Below are 19,952 nucleotides of genomic sequence, written 5' to 3'. Positions count from 1 at the left end.
TTTTCAGTGTTTCAATGTAAAACTGATCACCGTATGTTTATCACTCTCAGCTAAGGAAATATTCCGGGTTTCCGGTACTCCGTCTTTTTCAAAAACGACGGCATAGGTTCCTTTCGCGCCGCTTTTCCATGCAATATCGCCGTGGTGATCAGTCTTGCCTATTATCTCTCCGCGGTCTATATTCGGCTGATGATCTGACTCCGCCGCTTTCATCACGGTAACCGTCACACCGGCCGCCGGTGAACCGCCTGCATGCTCAACATGGAGCGTAACGGGCATTGCCTTTTTGGCGGCGGAATCATCCGCTTTGCCGCATCCGCATAAAACGGCCGCCGCGAGAAAGATAACAAAAGCTTTATTGATTTGACCAATATTGAATGTTGTCGAATACACTGTTTGTCACCCTTGTTCCCAGATTGTAAGACGACCCGCCGTTTGTATGAATGGCAATGGCGGTCTGGCCGGTGTCGCTGTAATTGCGGTAAACGGGCGATCCGCTCTGGCAGCCGAACGTATCTGTCGTGTAAGTGAGTTTATATGTCTCGGCAGAACGTATCGGCTTGCTGTCCGACCACATGGAACCGGACACTTTGTCGCACGGATATCCTGTCACGGTTGAGGAAAGCCCGGCCGGACTGGAACTGTTGGTCGTCCGGTAGCCGTACCAGCCGACAGTATTCCCGGGCGATCCGTTTACTTTGATTGCGCCGTAATCATAGTTTGTGTCACCGTTTTCTGTCCACCCTTTGACACTGTAGAATGTCTTGCCTGAATAAGAGCCGTACGGGTACGATGACCCGTTGCGGCCGGGAGCTGCCGTAATTTTCGATGCCCAGCCGTTTTTCTGATCATACACGCAATGTCCCGCCGTAACGATCGTGTCGGCATTGACAAAAAAACCGGTGCATCCGTAGGTGCTTGTGCTGCCGCTGTATGTAACGGTCAGCTGTGCTGTCGCGCGATATGGAAATGATGTTGTGGGAGAAATTCTGATTCGTTCGTCTGTCCCAATAATACTGGAAGGCTTTAATGACTTGATGTCAGCTTTGCTGTTTTGTGCAAGCTGTCTTTTGGTGAGGCCCGTTCCTTCATAAGCGGGGGATGTCTGTGTTGTTTGTACAGGCTGATTCTGATTTGCGTCAAACTCCTCACCGCTGTTTGATACAGATGTCTGCGGGCTGCCCGCTGCTTCAGCTGAAACAGCAAATAATGAAACTGACAGTAAGAATGCGGTAAGGCTCAGCAATCGTTTTGAAACTGTCTTCATTTTATAAAACCCCTCCTTTTTTGTCTACCGGCTTTCGTTTTAACATTTAACATATTATGGAATTTATTTAGCGTTATGACCGCAAGAGGATGTTTTTTTTCGCAAAAAAAAAGACCGGGTCATTCCCGGTCTCTTACGGTGTGTGTTATCGTCTGCCTGAAGCTCTCATGCGCTCTTGCGGGTGCGAATTAATTGAACCGTCCGCCCGTTTAGAAGCGTAGTCATCCTTTGCCCGCGGTTCGCCTTCAAACTTATTATTGTTCTGATTAGGAAATCCTTTTGCCTTGTTCCGGACCATTTGTTTTCCCCCTCGGCCAATATCAAAAGGTTGCGCCTTCTGGACTGAAGACGTAAAGTTAGTATATGCCTGTGACGAGCTGCGTAAAAGCAGCAGGTTTTCCCAAGGAAAGGAGACAGAGACATGAATACATATATCGACAAACTGACGAATTTGCTGCTTGAGAAAAATGACATGCTCAGCTATTTGCAAGCGCGAACTTGGGTTGAGCTTTTATGGGGAGATTTCGAAGCGACTTACGCAAAAGCCGGTCGCCCGTATCAAGGAGAGCAAATGACGGAACGCGTCGTCAAGGAATGGATCGAATCATACGGCAGCAAGCTCCATATGTTCCAGAGCGTTCGGGAAGACGTTTCTCATTATTTGGATCAAAGCAGGGGTCTCCTGCATTAATATAGCAGTGCGCCCGCCGGATACCGTCCGGCGGTTTTTTCTTTTTATAAAAGAAATGGGAAAATCATGTTTGACGACCGGCGGAATGTGGAAATGTGTAATAACTTATAAAATAGCGGGGAGGAACCACAATGAACATGAAAAAGGGGTTAACCGCATTTATTCCGGCCGCAGGACTTTGCTTATTTTTAGCCGCAGGCACCGTTTTTTTTGATCCGGCAGCGAATGCCGCAGCAGTTCACCAGACAAAAATAGACACCGCAGCAGATACATATATCGTGAAAGCAGGAGAACTTAATGTCCGCAAAGAACCCAATAAACAAGGGCGGATTATCGGCACGCTTCGTTCAGAGGATTCCGTAAAGGTTAAACGGCTTCAAGGAGCAGATTGGGCTGAAATTGACTACAAAGGTCACAAAGCCTATATTTCCACGCATTTTCTGATGAAGCAGCCGGTGAAGGCGGTGACCGCGAAACAAACCGATTTTTATACGCCGACTTTGGAAACCGGCAAAAAAGGGTCCGTTAAAGCGGGTGAAACCGTCAATGTGCTCGGCTGGGGGTTCAGCCATGACGGAGGGTTTGACCGTAAATGGGCGTACATCACATACGGCGGGAAAGCAGGTTATGTGAAAACGGCCGACTTAACTCAAAAATAAAGATTCAGGCAGGCGAATGAGCCTGCTTTTTTTCTGAAACTTTTCGCCTTTCCTTTCGTAAAAGATGAAAAGGAGAGTGATGGATATGATAATGGTGATCGGCGGCCTTCTGATGGCTGCGGCCGGCATTTCAGTCACATTTTTTCCGCCGAAGTCGATCAACAGCCTGTACGGATATCGGACGAAGCGCTCTATGGCGGATGAGTCGCAGTGGAAAGAAGGCAATCGATTCAGTGCGCTCCTCATGATTCTGTTCGGCCTTATTTCGGCGGCAGCTGGATTTTCGGGCAGCCTGCTTATCAGGATGACTCAGCCGTTCGCCCTGATTGTTCAGGCCGTATTGTTGATTGCGATCAGCGTACTGATCATCGTCTTAACAGAAAGAAGATTGAAACAAACGGGGAGGAGAATCGATGAATGACATTACGTTTCACATGATCGAAACAAACGGAGTGACGCTGCACACGGCTTCAGCCGGTCCGAAAGACGGTCCTCTGGCGGTGCTGCTGCACGGGTTTCCGGAATTCTGGTACGGCTGGAAGAGTCAGATCAAACCGCTGGCGGATGCCGGATACCATGTTGTCGTGCCTGATCAGCGCGGCTATAATCTCAGTGACAAACCGGAGGGCATTGAAAACTATACCATTGATACGCTCAGAGACGACATTATCGGGCTGATCACTCATTTTACAGATGACAAAGCCGTCGTCATCGGACATGATTGGGGAGGAGCCGTGGCCTGGCATTTGGCATCCACGCGGCCGCAATACGTTGAAAAATTGATCACGGTCAATATCCCGCACCCGGCGGTTATGCGGAAGGTCACACCGTTCTACCCGCCGCAGTGGAAGAAAAGCTCTTATATCGCTTTCTTTCAGCTTCCGGAAAAGCCTGAACGGAGATTGTCTGAAGACGATTACCGCGTATTGGATCACGCGATCGGCTTATCCGAACGCCCGGCGCTTTTTTCACGGGAAGATGTCGACAGCTACAAAGAAGCATGGGGCAGAAAAGGAGCGCTCACGGCGATGCTGAACTGGTACCGGGCGATCAGAGCCGGCGGTTTAGGCCCTGCCGTTCCGCTTAAAATGCCCGTTCCGTACCGGTTAATATGGGGCGTCAACGACCGCGCGCTGAGCAAAAAGCTCGCCAAGGAAACAAAACGGATGATTCCAAACGGCGACTTAATCTTCATAGATGATGCCTCACATTGGGTCATTCACGAAAAACCGCGCATCGTCAGCCATTTGATTCATGAATACCTTCAGCAATAAAGTCTGTCCCGCGTACAGACTTTTTCTTTTTTTTCTCATATCTGCCGAAAAACATGACAAAATATAAACCATATGCAGAAAAAAATTTCTTTCCCTGTAACAAAAAAAGGGTTTAAACGTCATTAAAAAAAGGAAAAGCCTTACTGAAGTTTTGCGGACAATTCCTTTAAGGCCGTCCTAAAAAAAGAATAATACAAAGAAGGTGCCTTCATGAAACAAAGGTTAATCTCAATTATTATTCCGTCTTACAATGAAGGGAACAACGTCAAGCTCATCCATGAATCTTTAAAAAAAGAATTTCAGACGATTCATTATGACTATGAAATTTTCTACATCAATGACGGAAGCGCGGATGACACCCTTCAGCAGATTAAAGAACTGGCCGCCAGAAACCATCGCGTCAAATACATATCTTTTTCCCGCAACTTCGGGAAAGAAGCGGCCATTCTGGCAGGATTTGAACACGTGCAGGGCGAAGCGGTAATCGTGATGGACGCCGATCTGCAGCATCCGACCCATCTGCTGAAAGACTTCATTCAAGGCTATGAAGAAGGGTATGACCAAGTCATCGCGCAGCGCAACCGAAAAGGGGACAGCCCCGTGCGTTCCGTGCTTTCTTCCCTGTATTATAAATTTATCAACAAAGCCGTCGAAGTGGACTTGCGTGACGGGGTCGGAGATTTCCGCCTGCTGAGCCGGCAGGCCGTTGATGCTCTTTTGAAGCTGAGTGAAGGGAACCGTTTCTCGAAAGGGCTGTTCTGCTGGATCGGGTTTGACCAGAAAATCGTATTTTATGAAAATGTCGAAAGGAAGAACGGCACGTCCAAATGGTCATTCAGCAATCTGTTCAACTACGGAATGGACGGTGTCGTCTCCTTCAACAACAAGCCCCTCAGGGTATGCTTTTTCACCGGTATTCTGATATTGCTTCTGTCGATGGTTTATATTGTAACGACCTTTGTTCATATTCTGACACACGGCGTGTCCGTACCCGGATACTTCACCATTATTTCCGCCGTGCTGTTTTTAGGGGGCATCCAGCTTTTGAGTCTCGGCATCATCGGAGAATACATCGGCCGGATTTACTATGAAACAAAAAAACGCCCGCACTATTTAATTAAAGAAGCGAATATAACGTACGGAGAACAAAATGAAACGAATTATACAAAAAAGCGCAAGTGGAACCATTAAACAGCCGCCGCTGTGCGCAGGGTCTGGGGACGTTGTATGAAAAAAAATAAATGGATCTTGCCGGCAGCCTGTGTGCTGGCTGCGGCAGCCGCTCATATTTTTTTCTTAAAAGAGTGGTCGGCAGGCCGCTATATGACGGGGTCTGGAGACGGGATCGCCCAAATGGTGGTCTTCAAAAAGCTGCTGTTTGATCAATATATGAACGGCAGGCTGTTTTACAGCTATTCGTTCGGACTGGGCGGGGGAGTGTACAGTCAGCTCGGCTATTATTTCTCTACTTCTTTTCTATTCCTGTTTATCTCCGCCGCTGTCCGCTTTTTGCAGCTTATTCAGCTGACGGGTGAGGCTGATGCGCTGTTTTGGGCGCAGGCCTCCGTTTTTATCAGCATCGCCAAGCAGAGTTTCATCATATTCACGGCGGCTTGTGTGTTCCGCTATTTCGTCAAACGGACGGTGCCTGCTTTTGCCGGCGCCGTGTTGTACGGGGTCTCGATTATCTACTTCCGGCATGAGGTGTATTGGGACTTTTTCACTGACAGTATGGTGTGGCTGCCGCTGCTCGTGCTCGGCGCGGAAAAAATCATCAGGGGAAAAAAGCCGGCGTGGTTTATCTTCGCCTGTGCGCTGACATTGATCAACAACTTTTATTTTGCATATATTAATCTGATTTTCATCGGCATTTACATCTTATTCAGATGGATCATTCATCTTGAAGACAATGAAGCCAAAAAGCTCACTCAATGCAGAATGTTTATTCTGTCAGGTCTGCTCGGCTTCGGCATAAGCGCAGTCTCCTTTATCCCTGTCGTATACGGATATCTTCATAATCTGCGGCCGCCGTATTCAGAGCAAATTGCATGGCTTGATTTTTCCGACAACATTTTATTTTCAAGCCGGATAATCATTCTGCCGGCGGTTTTTTTGCTTTTTCTATTTACATTTTCTTTATATAAAAACCGGCTGTTCCGGCTGTTTGCGGGAATCAGTCTGCTGTACATTCTGTTTCACTTCAGTCCGTTTGCGGCAAGCGCCTTTAACGGTTTTTCAGCTCCGCAAAACAGGTTTGAATACGTCCTGTGCTTCACGATTGCCGGAACGGTTGCAGCAGGGCTTTCTAAGCTTTCAGACATCAGCATGAAGAGTATGCTGATATCCGCCGTACTCGCCGTTCTGCTCTATTGGAGCCAAGTGAGACGGTTCAGCCTGGATATTTCTGATCAGGCCAACCTGCCTATCCTGCTCCTTCTGGGGCTGACCATTGCCGCTTTCCTTGCAGCAAAGACAAGACTGAAAGGCGCGGTGCCCGCCGTCTATGCCGTCATTCTCTTGACGGCGGTGCTGACGGCTAATACATATGAAAAATATGCGTTATCAGAAGGCGGGAAGATTTATACGGTATCGCATACCTTTATGACGGGTCCTGACTATAAGGGCAAAGAACAAACAGAGCTTATTCAGCGTCTGAAAGAAAAAGACCCTGATCCGTTTGCCCGTTTGGATTGGATGAACGGTGTTTTCAATAACACCCCGATCATATACGGGTTCAACGGATTCAGCGTATACTCAAGCATACTGAACAGCAATCTGCTGTCCTTTTACTGGAACGACCTCCGGATTGACATGGGCAGAGAAAGCGTCAGCCGTTATGCGACATTAGGAAACAGGGCTAATTTATACAGCCTGCTTTACGGAAAATATTATATGACGGAAAAAACAAACGAGGCCGGCGTGCCGTACGGGTTCAAAAAAATCATGGAATCATCCCATTATGCGGTTTATCAAAATCAATATATGCTTCCGTTCGTACGGACAGCTGATCGCGTATATAACGAGGACGATCTGAAAAAAGCGCCCGCCCTTGCCAGAGAACGGGCAATGCTTGACGGGATCATCACGGAATCAAGCACAGCCAACACGAAAAAAGCGCCTGAGGCGAAAAATATGATCCGTCAGGCAAAGGTAACGGCCGACCATGCGGATTATCAAGACGGCATCCTGACGGTAAACGAAGACGGCGGCGGCCTGATCATTACGCCGCAAGCCGCTAAGATGGACGGCGGCGATTATTACGTCAGCTTTTATTTGAAGAATAAAGCGAAGGACCAGGGCTTTACATTAAAAGTGAACGATTACATGACAACGAGAAAATCGAATCGATCCATTTACAAAACAGGTGTCAACGATCTTACTGTCAGAGTGCCGAAAACAAAAAACATCCAAATCCGTCTGCCGAAAGGATCGTATCAGCTTGACAGACTGGCGCTTTACGAAGAACGGTACGATACGCTGAAAAACGCATACCGAAAAGCGGAAAAAGAACCGCGGGCCGATCTCAGATGGCGCGGAAATACGCTTCATATCTCGTATGAAAACAAAACCCGCGCGCCGTATAGCATGCTTCCGATTCCATATGAAAAAGGCTGGGAGCTGAAGATAAACGGCAGAAAAGAACAGATTGAAAAAGCGGATTATTCCTTTATCGGATTTAAAGCGCAAAAAGGAAAAAACGATATTCAATTAACGTATTACCCGCCGTTTTTTAAACCCGCGGCCGCTCTATCGGTGATCAGCCTCGTGTTTGCCGCTATATATGTGAGAAGACAAAAAAAGCCCGGCTCTTAAACAGAGCCGAGCTTTAATTTTTTCTGCAGTTTTTCCTCGCTGAAAATCCAGCCCGTGTAGGAAGAGAGAAGCTCTAAATCATGATTGAGGTGGACGATGGCGACAAAAGGATAGTGGCCTTTGCTCCGGTAGCGCAAATCAATAAAGCGCACCTCATAATGATCTTTAAAAGTATCGACCTCCCACCTGTAAACGGGGGAAAATGAAAGAAAGGCTGCAATATTTTCGTCCTGTTTCGCGGCCTTCATCACATCGGTTTCCGGAACGGGCACTCGGTTGAATGTATCCAATATCACGACATGGCCGTCAAGGCTTCTGCCGACATAAAAGGCATGCGCCGTCGTCACGGCGATACGCCACTGCCTGAATTTCATCGTCGGCGAAATAATGATGGTTTCAATCTCCTCTTCAATCATTTCGCGCAGCCTTCGCTTTATCCGCAGCTGCATCAAAAACCGGACGGCGTAATATCCTGCGAGGATGATATAAAGCATCAGAAATGTCACGCCCGGATGACCTCCGATATACCACACGGCAATCGCGGCCAAATGGCTGACGAAAATAAACGGATCAAAGGTATTGATTAAACCGAGAGCGATCCATTTTCTCGAAAACGGGCGGATGGCCTGTGTGCCGTACGCGTTAAAAATGTCAACAAACACATGCAAAACGACAGCCAGAAGCGTCCACAGCCACAGGTGCAAAAAGTTCGCTTCCGGATAAAACATAAACAAAATGCCCGGAATCAGAACGGACCAAAATAATACGGCGGGAATGGAGTGCGTGAATCCTCTATGATTTCGAATATAAACGGCATTATTTTTCAGCTTCAATATGGTATCAATATCAGGTGCCTGAGAGCCGGCAAGCGCGGCGATCATAACTGCCTGAGACATGGGGGTGTGCATGCCGACGGCAGGATCAAGAGTTGCGATTCCGCCAAGCGCGATACCCATGACAACGTGAGTGCCAGTATCCATTGTTGACCTCCTAGCAGGCGTTAAAAATCAGCCGCCCGCATATTTCGCATTATAAGATATTCCCCATTTTCTGTTTGCCCAATCATGGCGTTTATCCGCCGTTCTCATATGTTTCCGCTTTTTCTTTATCACTATTTAATGTAACATATTATCGTAACGTGCCCTTAGTTTACACCAAAATACAGTGTCAAGAAAAGCGGAACCCGAAACATCTGAGGAGAAGATATGAACGCACTTGAAGAAAAAATGAAACAAAAAGATATAGACAAATTTCGCGAGGACTTAATTACATGGTTCGAAAGAGAACAGAGAATTCTGCCGTGGAGAGAAAATCAGGACCCGTATCGGGTGTGGGTGTCAGAGGTGATGCTGCAGCAGACGCGCGTAGATACCGTCATTCCTTATTTCCGGCGGTTTGTTGAGCAATTTCCGACCGTTTCGGCGCTCGCTGAAGCCGATGAGGAAAAAGTGCTCAAAGCCTGGGAAGGGCTAGGTTATTACTCCCGTGTAAGAAATCTGCAAAGTGCCGTAAAAGAAGTGCATGAGCGGTACGGGGGAGTCGTCCCTGCCGGGGAAAAGGAATTTGGCGGACTGAAAGGCGTCGGCCCTTATACAAAAGGCGCCGTGCTCAGCATCGCATACAACAAACCGATTCCCGCCGTAGACGGCAATGTGATGCGTGTCATGTCGAGAATTCTTTCCATATGGGACGATATCGCAAAACCTAAAACCAGAACCATTTTCGAACAGGCGGTATCCGCTTTCATTTCTCATGAAAAACCATCTGAATTCAATCAGGGTTTAATGGAGCTCGGCGCGATCATCTGCACCCCGAAATCGCCGTCATGCCTGCTTTGCCCCGTACAAAAGCACTGTTCGGCATTTGCGGAAGGGACAGAGCGGGAGCTGCCCGTTAAAAGCAAAAAGAAAAAGCCCGGAATAAAAACAATGGCAGCCGTTGTGCTGACAGACGACCAAGGCGATGTCTATATTCATAAACGGCCGCCAAAAGGCTTGCTCGCCAACTTGTGGGAGTTTCCGAATACCGAAACCCAGAAAGGAATCAAAACCGAAAGAGAGCAGCTTGAAGCCTATTTAGAAAAAGAGATGGGAATAACCGCTGAAATCGGGGAGCTGGAAGGCATCGTAGAACATGTTTTCACCCATCTCGTCTGGAATATTTCGGTCTTTTTCGGTAAAGTAAAACAAGTGTCGGATACAACGGAATTCATACGGGTCACAAAAGAGGAGCTCAAGGAATACGCATTTCCCGTTTCCCATCAAAAGATATGGAAAATGGCGGAAGAAAGCGGCCGCTAAAGAGCGTCAGTCATAGCTGACGCGAGTGCCGTGGCCGTAATCCGCTTCATTCCGTTTCAGTCCGCCGCGGGCTTCGATTTCCTGAATCAGTTCCCGGTATTTGGACTGGCCTTCTTCGTTTAAATACGGCATAATTTGCTGGAAGGCATGATGGAAATAGGCGAGCTCTGAATCTCTCCAATCTTGTTTGGGCATCATGGCCAATTCGCCCATATCACGTCCGACATACATATAAAAGACCCCTTTCAACACATATTGCTTTTATTGTTTGTTGAATGAAAAGAACTATACACAGCAAGGAGCTGAGGAAAAATGGAACAAAATAAATGCGCACTGATCACGGGAAGCAGCCGAGGCGTCGGGAAAGCAGCCGCCATCAGACTCGCGGAAAAAGGATACAATATCGTCATCAATTACGCCCGCAGTAAAAAAGCGGCATTAGAAACCGCCGAAGAAATTGAAAAACTCGGCGTTAAAACGCTCGTCATTAAAGCTAATGTCGGCCAGCCGGCAAAAATCAAAGACATGTTTCACCAGATTGACGAAACATTCGGCAGACTGGACGTGTTCGTCAATAATGCGGCTTCAGGCGTGCTGAGACCGGTTATGGAACTCGAAGAAACACACTGGGACTGGACGATGAATATCAACGCGAAAGCATTGCTTTTCTGCGCCCAGGAAGCGGCAAAGATGATGGAGAAAAACGGAGGCGGCCACATCGTCAGCATCAGCTCGCTCGGCAGCATCCGCTATCTTGAAAACTATACGACGGTCGGTGTCTCAAAAGCCGCTTTAGAATCGTTAACCCGTTATCTGGCGGTTGAGCTTTCTCCGAAAAACATCATCGTAAACGCGGTGTCAGGCGGAGCGATTGATACGGACGCGCTGAAGCATTTCCCTAACAGAGATGAACTGCTGGAAGATGCCCGCCAAAATACGCCGGCCGGCAGAATGGTCGAGATCAAAGATATGATCGACACGGTGGAGTTTTTAGTTTCTTCAAAAGCGGACATGATCCGCGGCCAGACCATCATTATTGACGGCGGACGCTCTCTGCTCGTATAAGTTTTAAAAAAGATGAATAGCCTTATCGTCTCCTGCGCATTCTAAAGTGCGTGGAGGTGATAACAATGGCAAACTCAAAATACAGCAAAACAGACGTTCAGCAGGTGAAAAAACAAAACCAGCAATCAGCTTCCGGTCAGGGTCAATACGGCACTGAATTCGGCAGTGAAACTGATGCGCAGCAGGTTAGAAAGCAAAACCAATCTGCTGAACAAAACAAACAGCAAAACAGCTAATCACTGAAACGAAAAAGCACTTCATCTTCGGATGGAAGTGCTTTTTTCTGTTGCCAAAACGACAAAACTTGTGATTCCTCTACAGAATGAGTCAAAGGGTTTTCCGGCGTAAAATCGAAATGGTAAGGAGTATCAACCTAAAAGCCTAAGGAGGAACCCGATGTCAGAGTTTGAAAAGCTTGTAAGTGAACAGATGAAAATCATGGATCAGCTTCTCGAGCTGCAGTCAGAACTTGACCGCTGCCGGCAGGTGGAAGCGGAACTCATCAGTCTGGAAAGAGATGCAAAGCTGGACAATGTACAGGACGAAATTGCGACAAAGCGAAAAGACCTGGCCGGCATACAGGAGTTATTCCAAAGGCAGACAGAGCAAGTCATCCAGTCTTATCGCAGCACGGAAAAGCCGTCTTCCTATGTGCAGAAATGAATGTGCCATTCCGGAAGCGGAGTGGTTCTTTTATTTTCATTTTTTAATTCGTAACGTTATAATAGTGAAAAGACTTGTCGGAAAGCAATTGCGGCTGCATTGACTGCAGGGCTTTACAGAAAGTAGGGGAGAAATATGGGATATCCCAAGGAAGGAGAAACCATTCAAATTCACAGCTATAAGCATAACGGGCTGCTTCATCGAATTTGGAATGAAACGACGATTTTAAAAAGTACGGAATTGTGTATCATCGGAGCTAACGACCGGACAATGGTGACGGAATCCGACGGACGGACGTGGGTGACGAGAGAACCGGCGATCTGCTACTTTCATGCCCGTCAGTGGTTTAACGTCATCGGAATGCTGAGAGATGACGGGGTACACTATTATTGCAACATCAGCTCGCCGTTCGCTTATGACGGAGAGGCCATCAAATATATTGATTACGATTTGGATGTCAAGGTGTTTCCGGATATGACATATAACATTCTTGACGAGGATGAATACGATGACCACCGCAAATCAATGAATTACCCTAAAGAGATCGACAGCATTCTGAAGGAGTATCTGAATACGCTGCTGCACTGGATTCATCAGCGGAAAGGACCGTTTGCTCCGGAATTTGTTGATATGTGGTATGAACGGTATCTGCGCTATACAAAATAAAGAATACAATAAAAAACCTGTTGGGGTGTCAACAGGTTTTTCACATGGGCTCACACGCCTTAAAGAGAGAGGGGGATAAAGTGTGGGCGTAATCAGACGCTATATGCAATTTGTAAAACCTTATAAAAAACAAATTTTTATCACAGTGTTAATCGGCATTATAAAATTCTCCATCCCGCTGGCTCTCCCGCTTCTGTTAAAATACGTGGTCGATGACATTATTCAAGGGAGCGGAACGGCAAGCGCTAAAACATCATCGCTATTCACGATAATGGGCATCATGTTCGTGCTGTTTTTAATTCTGCGTCCCCCGGTAGAGTACTATCGGCAATACTTCGCGCAATGGACGGGCAGCCGGGTGCTCTACGATATCAGGGGGGTATTGTTCGATCATATTCAAAAATTGAGCCTGAGGTTTTATGCCAACACGAGAACGGGCGAAGTCATTTCCCGGGTGATAAATGATGTCGAACAGACAAAAGACTTTGTCATAACGGGACTGATGAATATCTGGCTTGATATGATGACGGTGCTGATCGTCATCTGTATTATGTTTACACTCGATGTGAAGCTGACATTGATATCTGTCATTTTGTTTCCGTTATACGGAATTTCAGTGAAATACTTTTACGGCCGTCTCCGAAAACTGACACGTGAGCGTTCTCAGGCACTCGCCCAAGTTCAGGGACATTTGCACGAAAGAGTTCAGGGGATGCCCGTTATCAGAAGTTTCGCCATTGAAGATTATGAACAAGCCAATTTTGATGAAAAAAACGGACATTTTCTGGACAAAGCGATCCGTCATACGAATTGGAACGCGAAAACGTTCGCGGTCGTGAACACCATTACGGATTTGGCGCCGCTGCTCGTTATCGCATTTGCGGGTTATTTTGTCATAAACGGCCCGCTGACGGTAGGGACGATGGTTGCGTTCGTCGGCTATATTGACAGAATGTACAATCCGGTCAGAAGATTGATCAACTCATCGACGACGCTGACCCAGTCGATCGCTTCAATGGACCGCATATTTGAATTTATCGACGAGCCGTATGAACTGACTGATAAACCGAATGCACTAAAAGCTGACGGCATTAAGGGCGAAGTTGAATTCCGAAATGTCTCGTTCCGTTATGAGGAAGGAAAAGAAACGATTTTGCAGGACGTTTCCTTAAAGGTGACAAAAGGGGAAACCGTCGCGCTCGTCGGGATGAGCGGCGGCGGAAAATCGACGCTTGTCAGCCTCATACCGCGTTTTTATGATGTATCCGGCGGCAGCCTGCTGATTGACGGCACAGATATTCGCGATTATGAAGCGAGAAGCCTCCGCAATCAAGTCGGAATGGTGCTTCAGGATACGTTTCTGTTCAGTGAGACGATTCGTGAAAATATCGCCATCGGTAAACCGGGAGCGTCTCTGGATGAGGTGGTTGCGGCTGCGAAAGCGGCAAATGCCCATGAATTTATTATGAACTTCCCCGAAGGCTACGAAACCAAAGTCGGCGAACGGGGCGTCAAATTGTCAGGCGGGCAGAAGCAGCGGATTTCGATCGCCCGTGTATTCTTAAAAAATCCGCCGCTGCTGATTTTGGATGAAGCGACATCGGCTCTTGATCTTGAAAGTGAACACTACATTCAGGAAGCGATGGAAAAGCTTGCGAAAAACCGGACGACTTTTATCGTCGCCCACAGGCTGTCCACGATTACGCACTCGGATAAAATTGTCGTCATGGAAAACGGCGCCGTCGTCGAAACCGGCACGCACGAGGAATTAATGGCCCGAGGCGGCCAGTACAGACACTTATTTACGATTCAGAATTTGAACTGATACAAAAACGTATGCCGTCCGAATGGGTGGCATACGTTTTTTTGAATGCAAAAAAACCCGGTTTTACGGAAGCACCGGGTTACTCTTCGTCTGTTTCTAATTCGCTGTCTTTCGGGTGGTATGTCTGAAAACTCGTAATTAATGTATCGAGATGCTCCAGCTGCTCGCGGTATTCCGCAACCGCAGCCATAATGCTGAGCATATTGTAATCAAGCAGTTCATCCTCGCAGTTCTGCTGATTTTTCAAGAAAGACTTCGTCAAAAGCTGTTTATATCTTATGCTTTCTTCAGCATCGTCATCATGCGGTTTGATCTTGCCGACCGTCCGCATCAGAATCCTTTCGTGCCAATGAAGCAGATAATCAATTTCTTCTGTCAGCGTCTCCTGAAATTCCTCCGGCATATGATAAATTTCGTTTTCATAGCGGTGCAGCTTTTTCAGCGTATCAAGCGCCCGATTTGCCGTAATAATCGCCTGTCTGAATAAAACAAGCTTGCGCGACTTTACATACGTCGTTTTCTTAAAGTAGCTTCTCTCCTCTTTATAAAGAAGGTACGTATGATCAAGCTTCATCATTTTTTCCTTCAGCTTCTCAATATCCTCTTTCAATATCGAGTGTTCCGTGGACTGACGCATCGTCAGCCTGATCCATTTCATGATCTCATCGGTATATTCAACCGTATGATGAGTCAGCTTCGTTTCGTATTTCGGCGGAAGAAACACAAGGTTCACAATAAAAGAAGACAGCACGCCTAAAATAACGGTGCTTGTTCGTATCAGAGCGAACGTCAGGAAGCTGTTTCCCGGTGTTTCTAAAATCGCGATAACCGTCACGAGCGCAATCGAAATGGTGTGTTCAATTTTCAGTTTTAACATGATCGTGATGACAATCACTGCGGTCAATCCGATCATAATCGGACTCGGTCCGAAAATCAGTCCGAATACCGTAGCGATGACAGCGCCGATGATATTTGCCTGAACCTGATCAATAATGATAAGAAAAGACCTGTAAATAGAGGGCTGTATGGCAAATATAGCTGCAATCCCGGCAAAGATCGGCGACGGAAGTCCGATCCATGATGCTAAGTAGAGCGCGAGCGTAATCGCAATCCCTGTTTTAAAAATGCGGGCACCAAGTTTCATTGGTTTGTGCGTGCATTCCTTTCTCTAATAAATTATGTGCCGAACGAACGGCTGACACTTACATTTCCCTGTCGGCTGATTTGCTAAACAATAAAGTAATATACAGGGATCATACCAATTATTCAAGGTCTTTTTTTGAAAAAACCATTATCTCACAAATCGGACAAAAAGAAAAAGCGGAAGCCCCGGGCTCCCGCTTGTTTCAGCAGTTATTTTTTCATATGTCTGAACGCATCTTCAACGGCTTGTAAAGTGGCGTCGATATCCTCTTCAGTATGTGCGGTTGTGATAAACCAAGCTTCATACTTCGATGGAGCGAGATTGATGCCGCGTTCAAGCATCAGCTTGAAGAACTTGGCGAATGCTTCTCCGTCCGTATTTTCCGCCTGCTCGTAATTGACGATCTTTTCATCAGTGAAGTAAACCGTGAGCGCGCCTTTTAAACGGTTGACGGTGATGGTAATGCCATGTGTCTCCGCATGGGCGAGAATGCCTTGCTCAAGTCTGGCGCCGAGCTCATCAAGCCGCTCGTAAACGCCTTCTTCCTTCAGCACTTCCAGGCAGGCGATGCCTGATAGGATAGATGCCGGGTTTCCGGCCATCGTGCCGGCTTGATATGCCGGGCCGAGCGGAGCAACCTGCTCCATGATCTCTTTTTTGCCTCCGTAAGCGCCGATCGGCAAGCCGCCCCCGATAATTTTACCGAGCGCCGTTAAATCAGGCTTCACTTGAAGAAGATCCTGCGCGCCTCCGTACATAAAACGGAACGCCGTGATCACTTCATCATAAATGACGAGCGCGCCCGCTTTATGGGTCAACTCATTTACCTGTTCTAAAAATCCTTCTTCAGGTTCAACGATGCCGAAGTTGCCGACGATCGGCTCGACGAGAACCGCTGCAATTTCTGAACCCCATTTATCCAGCGCGGCTTTGTAGCTTTCAATGTCATTGAAAGGAACGGTAATCACCTCATTGGCGATGCTTTTCGGCACGCCGGCGGAATCAGGGGTGCCGAGCGTAGACGGGCCGGAACCCGCAGCGACAAGTACGAGATCAGAATGGCCGTGATAGCAGCCGGCGAATTTAATGATTTTTGTCCGGCCTGTATAAGCGCGTGCAACCCGGATCGTTGTCATCACCGCTTCAGTGCCTGAGTTTACGAATCGTACTTTATCAAGTGAAGGAATGGCCTCCTTCAGCATTTTGGCGAAAGTGACCTCATGTTTGGTCGGCGTCCCGTACAGCACGCCGTTTTCGGCCGCTGTTTTAATCGCTTCAGTAATATGCGGATGGGCATGTCCGGTAATAATCGGGCCGTAAGCCGCTAAATAATCGATATACTGATTCCCGTCTACATCCCAGAAATAAGCGCCATTCGCTTTTTCCATCGCAACGGGTGAACCGCCGCCTACCGCTTTATAGGATCTGGACGGGCTGTTCACGCCTCCGACGATATGCTCTAACGCTTCCTTATGAAGTTCAACTGATTTTGTATACAAAAAATGACCCTCCTAATATCTCCTTACATCATGTTCTATTGTAGCATGCTTCATTGCGAGCACAACGGTTCATGCTTCCAGAAAAGAGCGGGGGGATAACGGTTGTAATCTTAACGTGAATTGGATACGCTTAATAAAAAACCCGGAGGTATAAGAAATGACGATTGAAATCGGACAAACAGCACCGGATATGAAATTAGTGAATGACAGCGGGGAAGAAGTAGCACTGACGGATTTTAAAGGGAAGTACGTCGTTCTCTATTTTTATCCGAAAGACATGACACCCGGATGCACGACGGAAGCATGTGATTTCCGTGATCAGCACGAAAGTTTCGCGGGACTTGATGCGGTTATCATCGGAGTAAGCCCTGACAGCCGTGATAAACATGAAAAATTTAAGCAAAAACACGATCTTCCTTTCCAGCTCCTCGTTGATGATGAGCACAAACTGGCGGAAGCTTTTGATGTGTGGAAGCTGAAGAAGAATTTTGGGAAAGAATATATGGGTATCGAGCGATCCACTTTTTTGTTAGACAAAGAAGGCCGTCTTGTGAAGGAGTGGAGAAAGGTAAAAGTGAAAGATCACGTTGCGGAGGCGCTTCGCGAATTGGAACAAATTGCGTCTAATTAATGGACAAATGCTGAACTCACGGGGTTTTCTTCAGATTACATTTGACAGGAGACCGGAAAAAGATGTACACTAATTATAAACATTATAAAGTAAGAATCTTTTTTAGAAGAGAGGTGCATGACGGATGGCTGCACATGAATTAAAAGAAGCCTTAGACACGTTGAAGGATACGGGAGTCCGGATTACTCCTCAACGTCATGCCATTCTGGAATATCTCGTGGATTCTATGGCACATCCGACAGCGGACGATATATATAAAGCCTTGGAAGGGAAATTCCCTAATATGAGTGTTGCGACAGTGTATAACAATTTGCGTGTATTCCGGGAAGCGGGGCTTGTAAAGGAACTGACGTACGGAGATGCGTCCAGCAGATTTGACTTTGTCACCTCTGACCATTATCACGCCATTTGTGAAAGCTGCGGAAAAATCGTGGACTTCCATTATCCCGGGCTTGACGAAGTGGAACAGCTTGCTGCTCACGTCACAGGGTTTAAGGTAAGCCACCACCGTTTGGAGATTTACGGCGTCTGCCAAGAATGTTCCAAAAAAGAAAACCACTAAACGAAGCTGACCGCTTTGATACGGTCAGCTTCGTTTATTTTACACTGTTTTTTCTGTTATAAGACTCATCGAACGCTTGGCCTTCCAATCCTTTATCCAATGTAAGCGGCTCTCTGCAATGCATGCACATATCCACTCTGCCCAGAATCTTCGTTTCTTTCTCGCAAGCGGGGCACATCACCCGGACCGCTTTTGTGGACAGCATGCCGATCCAAAAATAAACGGCGGTGCTGAGTCCGATCGACAGCAGGCCGAGAATCATAAACAAGCTGGCAAGCAAAACAGACTGCTTAAAGAACAGCCCGATGTACATAATGATAAACCCAACGAAAACCAAACTTAACGCAAACGTTCTGATCTTATTAATTTTGCTTGAGTATTTCGCCATGTCCATCCCCCTCTCGTTTAACTATAGCACAAAACAGATGGCATATTCTTCATGTTTTCGTAAGAAAAGGGAAGAATAAATATGGCACCTGAAAGGAAATTTGTTATAATAGTGCAATGTGTTTAGAAAAAAGGACTTTCATGTTTTATCATAGAAATGTAGAAACAATAGCTAGTGAAACAATCGCATTGGAGGAATCGTAATGGACAATCTTCTCCGTCCAATTTACCAAGAAAGAGCAAGTCATCCCGATACGCTGGCCGTCCTTATGATTGAGAGAAGGAGTAAAGCATCATCCATCACGGATAACTTTGATGCGGTCATGCTTGTCATTGTCAAACAGGCTGATGAACCTCTTTTTATAAAGCATTATGAATTCGAACACAAAACCGCTTCTTTACATATTGTAACGGATGCTCTGCTTCAGGAATGGATTCTGCTTGGGACAAATAGAAGAGTCATAGATTGGATCATCAACGGTAAAGTGCTGTTTGACCGCAATGAATATATATCTGAACTCAATGACCGGCTCAGCACTTTTCCTTTCGCGGAGCGGAAATTAAAGATCGGAATGGAATACGGCAAGCTGATCAGAAGATTTGTAGAAGGAAAAGCGTTTTTTGAAGCTGATCATTTTCTGGATGCATATTATGCGGTAGTGCATGCTCTTCACCACTTGGCCCGCATAGAAGTGATTGACCGGGGGTTTTATCCCGAAACGACAGTCTGGAACCAGGTCCGTCACATTGAGCCGCAGGTATATAAGCTATATTCCGAACTTGTCGAGAGTCACGAAAGCTTGGAGAAAAGGCTTGAATTATTATTCTTAGCAAATGATTTTCTCATCCATTCAAAAGCTGAAATCGGTTCTGCGCACCTTTTTCAAGTGATGAAAGAAAAAGAAATGTGGCAGTTTGGAGAATTGCTTCAGCACCCCGAACTGGTGCACTTCACCCAAGATCTCGGTGTCATGCTTGATTACCTGACGGAAAAAGGCTTTGTTGAAGTATCTCAAATAGAGACCAAAGGGCAGGAAGTATATCATCGAGGATATTCTTTCAAAAAAAGTGTTGACGCTGAATCATAGGCATGGTATATTATTAAACGTCGCTGATGCGCTTCAACAAAAAGCTCACAGCGGCGGAGAAATAAAAACAAAAAACATTTGACAGCAAAGCGCTGAAATGTTATACTGAAAAAGTCGCCTCGAGATGAGGTTGAGATGATCTTTGAAAACTAAACAAGACAAAACGTACCTGTTAATTCAAAGTTTTAAATAAATCGCACAGCGATGTGCGTAGTCAGTCAAACTAAGGTCTGCATGATGCAGATCACACAGACGTTACTGCAGGATGCAGTGAACTTAGTCTGTGATCCATTTATCGGAGAGTTTGATCCTGGCTCAGGACGAACGCTGGCGGCGTGCCTAATACATGCAAGTCGAGCGGACAGATGGGAGCTTGCTCCCTGATGTTAGCGGCGGACGGGTGAGTAACACGTGGGTA

At 46.7% G+C, this 19,952-nt stretch carries 22 protein-coding genes, 1 rRNA gene and 1 pseudogene; 16 read left to right on the top strand and 8 right to left on the bottom strand.

Annotated features, from left to right (window positions below; all coding sequences use genetic code 11):
- Positions 1 to 3 precede the first annotated feature (3 nt).
- From OWN49_RS15115 to OWN49_RS15105, 3 genes are all read right to left on the bottom strand, one after another.
- Positions 4 to 393, bottom strand: coding sequence for a DUF2606 family protein (locus OWN49_RS15115; protein ID WP_077721960.1), 390 nt, complete (start codon positions 391 to 393; stop codon positions 4 to 6).
- Entirely contained in the window at positions 356 to 1,267 is a 912-nt protein-coding gene (locus OWN49_RS15110; RefSeq protein WP_003155497.1) for a trypsin-like serine peptidase, read from the bottom strand. The genes OWN49_RS15115 and OWN49_RS15110 overlap by 38 nt, the downstream gene beginning before the upstream one ends.
- 145 nt (positions 1,268 to 1,412) lie before the next feature.
- Positions 1,413 to 1,565, bottom strand: a complete 153-nt coding sequence (locus tag OWN49_RS15105; protein WP_003155495.1) for a small, acid-soluble spore protein K — start codon at positions 1,563 to 1,565, stop codon at positions 1,413 to 1,415.
- A 123-nt stretch (positions 1,566 to 1,688) separates the two neighbouring features.
- On the opposite strand from OWN49_RS15105, the gene OWN49_RS15100 reads away from it, so the two are divergent.
- The 6 genes from OWN49_RS15100 (at position 1,689) to OWN49_RS15075 (ending at position 7,704) form a co-directional block, all read left to right on the top strand.
- Complete coding sequence (locus OWN49_RS15100; RefSeq protein WP_003155492.1) at positions 1,689 to 1,958, top strand: YfhJ family protein; 270 nt, start codon at positions 1,689 to 1,691, stop codon at positions 1,956 to 1,958.
- Positions 1,959 to 2,089: 131 nt separating this feature from the next.
- The gene (locus OWN49_RS15095; protein ID WP_070081523.1) at positions 2,090 to 2,617 is read left to right on the top strand and encodes an SH3 domain-containing protein; all 528 of its coding nucleotides are present in this window, start codon (positions 2,090 to 2,092) and stop codon (positions 2,615 to 2,617) included.
- An 85-nt stretch (positions 2,618 to 2,702) separates the two neighbouring features.
- Positions 2,703 to 3,038 (top strand): SdpI family protein, encoded by a 336-nt coding sequence (locus tag OWN49_RS15090; protein ID WP_077721961.1) that lies wholly within the window; start codon positions 2,703 to 2,705, stop codon positions 3,036 to 3,038.
- Positions 3,031 to 3,891, top strand: coding sequence for an alpha/beta fold hydrolase (locus tag OWN49_RS15085; RefSeq protein WP_007408559.1), 861 nt, complete (start codon positions 3,031 to 3,033; stop codon positions 3,889 to 3,891). Before OWN49_RS15090 ends, OWN49_RS15085 begins: the two co-directional genes overlap by 8 nt.
- 210 nt (positions 3,892 to 4,101) lie before the next feature.
- A complete protein-coding gene (locus OWN49_RS15080; RefSeq protein ID WP_003155484.1) occupies positions 4,102 to 5,082 on the top strand; it encodes a glycosyltransferase family 2 protein in 981 nt (326 codons plus the stop codon).
- A gap of 36 nt (positions 5,083 to 5,118) precedes the next feature.
- Positions 5,119 to 7,704, top strand: a complete 2,586-nt coding sequence (locus tag OWN49_RS15075) for a YfhO family protein (RefSeq protein ID WP_176283204.1) — start codon at positions 5,119 to 5,121, stop codon at positions 7,702 to 7,704.
- Here the strand turns inward: OWN49_RS15075 and OWN49_RS15070 are convergent.
- Positions 7,701 to 8,684, bottom strand: a complete 984-nt coding sequence (locus OWN49_RS15070; RefSeq protein WP_077721963.1) for a metal-dependent hydrolase — start codon at positions 8,682 to 8,684, stop codon at positions 7,701 to 7,703. The two genes, OWN49_RS15075 and OWN49_RS15070, sit on opposite strands and share 4 nt — an antisense overlap.
- A gap of 225 nt (positions 8,685 to 8,909) precedes the next feature.
- Here OWN49_RS15070 and mutY point away from each other — a divergent pair, with 225 nt between their 5' ends.
- On the top strand, positions 8,910 to 10,004 hold the full coding sequence (mutY, locus tag OWN49_RS15065) for an A/G-specific adenine glycosylase (RefSeq protein WP_102421931.1): 1,095 nt from the start codon (positions 8,910 to 8,912) through the stop codon (positions 10,002 to 10,004).
- 6 nt (positions 10,005 to 10,010) lie between these two features.
- Here mutY and OWN49_RS15060 read toward each other — a convergent pair whose 3' ends face one another.
- Entirely contained in the window at positions 10,011 to 10,235 is a 225-nt protein-coding gene (locus OWN49_RS15060; RefSeq protein WP_003155479.1) for a hypothetical protein, read from the bottom strand.
- Between the two features lie 81 nt (positions 10,236 to 10,316).
- Between OWN49_RS15060 and fabL the strand changes: the two genes are divergently transcribed.
- From fabL to OWN49_RS15035, 5 genes and pseudogenes are all read left to right on the top strand, one after another.
- Positions 10,317 to 11,069: an enoyl-[acyl-carrier-protein] reductase FabL gene (fabL, locus tag OWN49_RS15055; protein WP_070081527.1), complete on the top strand. Its 753-nt coding sequence runs from the start codon at positions 10,317 to 10,319 to the stop codon at positions 11,067 to 11,069.
- 83 nt (positions 11,070 to 11,152) lie between these two features.
- Positions 11,153 to 11,305 (top strand): annotated as a pseudogene (locus OWN49_RS15050) (gamma-type small acid-soluble spore protein); the annotation flags it as partial.
- Between the two features lie 160 nt (positions 11,306 to 11,465).
- Positions 11,466 to 11,732: a YgaB family protein gene (locus OWN49_RS15045; protein WP_003155476.1), complete on the top strand. Its 267-nt coding sequence runs from the start codon at positions 11,466 to 11,468 to the stop codon at positions 11,730 to 11,732.
- A gap of 135 nt (positions 11,733 to 11,867) precedes the next feature.
- Positions 11,868 to 12,398 carry a nucleoside tri-diphosphate phosphatase gene (gene ntdP, locus OWN49_RS15040; protein WP_003155475.1) on the top strand — a complete coding sequence of 177 codons (531 nt, stop codon included), beginning with the start codon at positions 11,868 to 11,870 and terminating at the stop codon, positions 12,396 to 12,398.
- An 82-nt stretch (positions 12,399 to 12,480) separates the two neighbouring features.
- Entirely contained in the window at positions 12,481 to 14,223 is a 1,743-nt protein-coding gene (locus OWN49_RS15035; protein WP_077721964.1) for an ABC transporter ATP-binding protein, read from the top strand.
- A gap of 79 nt (positions 14,224 to 14,302) precedes the next feature.
- Here OWN49_RS15035 and OWN49_RS15030 read toward each other — a convergent pair whose 3' ends face one another.
- Together OWN49_RS15030 and OWN49_RS15025 are read right to left on the bottom strand one after the other, a co-directional pair.
- Complete coding sequence (locus tag OWN49_RS15030) at positions 14,303 to 15,367, bottom strand: aromatic acid exporter family protein (RefSeq protein WP_003155468.1); 1,065 nt, start codon at positions 15,365 to 15,367, stop codon at positions 14,303 to 14,305.
- A 209-nt stretch (positions 15,368 to 15,576) separates the two neighbouring features.
- The gene (locus tag OWN49_RS15025) at positions 15,577 to 16,866 is read right to left on the bottom strand and encodes a glutamate-1-semialdehyde 2,1-aminomutase (RefSeq protein WP_007408567.1); all 1,290 of its coding nucleotides are present in this window, start codon (positions 16,864 to 16,866) and stop codon (positions 15,577 to 15,579) included.
- A 157-nt stretch (positions 16,867 to 17,023) separates the two neighbouring features.
- Between OWN49_RS15025 and bcp the strand changes: the two genes are divergently transcribed.
- Complete coding sequence (gene bcp, locus OWN49_RS15020) at positions 17,024 to 17,497, top strand: thioredoxin-dependent thiol peroxidase (RefSeq protein WP_003155466.1); 474 nt, start codon at positions 17,024 to 17,026, stop codon at positions 17,495 to 17,497.
- A gap of 124 nt (positions 17,498 to 17,621) precedes the next feature.
- Positions 17,622 to 18,059, top strand: coding sequence for a peroxide-responsive transcriptional repressor PerR (perR, locus tag OWN49_RS15015; RefSeq protein WP_003155465.1), 438 nt, complete (start codon positions 17,622 to 17,624; stop codon positions 18,057 to 18,059).
- 34 nt (positions 18,060 to 18,093) lie between these two features.
- Here perR and OWN49_RS15010 read toward each other — a convergent pair whose 3' ends face one another.
- Entirely contained in the window at positions 18,094 to 18,447 is a 354-nt protein-coding gene (locus OWN49_RS15010; protein ID WP_003155464.1) for a YgzB family protein, read from the bottom strand.
- A gap of 202 nt (positions 18,448 to 18,649) precedes the next feature.
- On the opposite strand from OWN49_RS15010, the gene OWN49_RS15005 reads away from it, so the two are divergent.
- Positions 18,650 to 19,534: a nucleotidyltransferase-like protein gene (locus OWN49_RS15005; RefSeq protein ID WP_003155463.1), complete on the top strand. Its 885-nt coding sequence runs from the start codon at positions 18,650 to 18,652 to the stop codon at positions 19,532 to 19,534.
- 292 nt (positions 19,535 to 19,826) lie between these two features.
- Positions 19,827 to 19,952, top strand: a 16S ribosomal RNA gene (locus OWN49_RS15000); the annotation flags it as partial.

This window comes from Bacillus sp. NEAU-242-2 (assembly GCF_027853835.1).
GTDB lineage: Bacteria > Bacillota > Bacilli > Bacillales > Bacillaceae > Bacillus > Bacillus velezensis.
The sequence above is the reverse complement of the archived record's forward strand: the minus strand, read 5'-3'. Positions and strand labels throughout refer to the sequence as shown.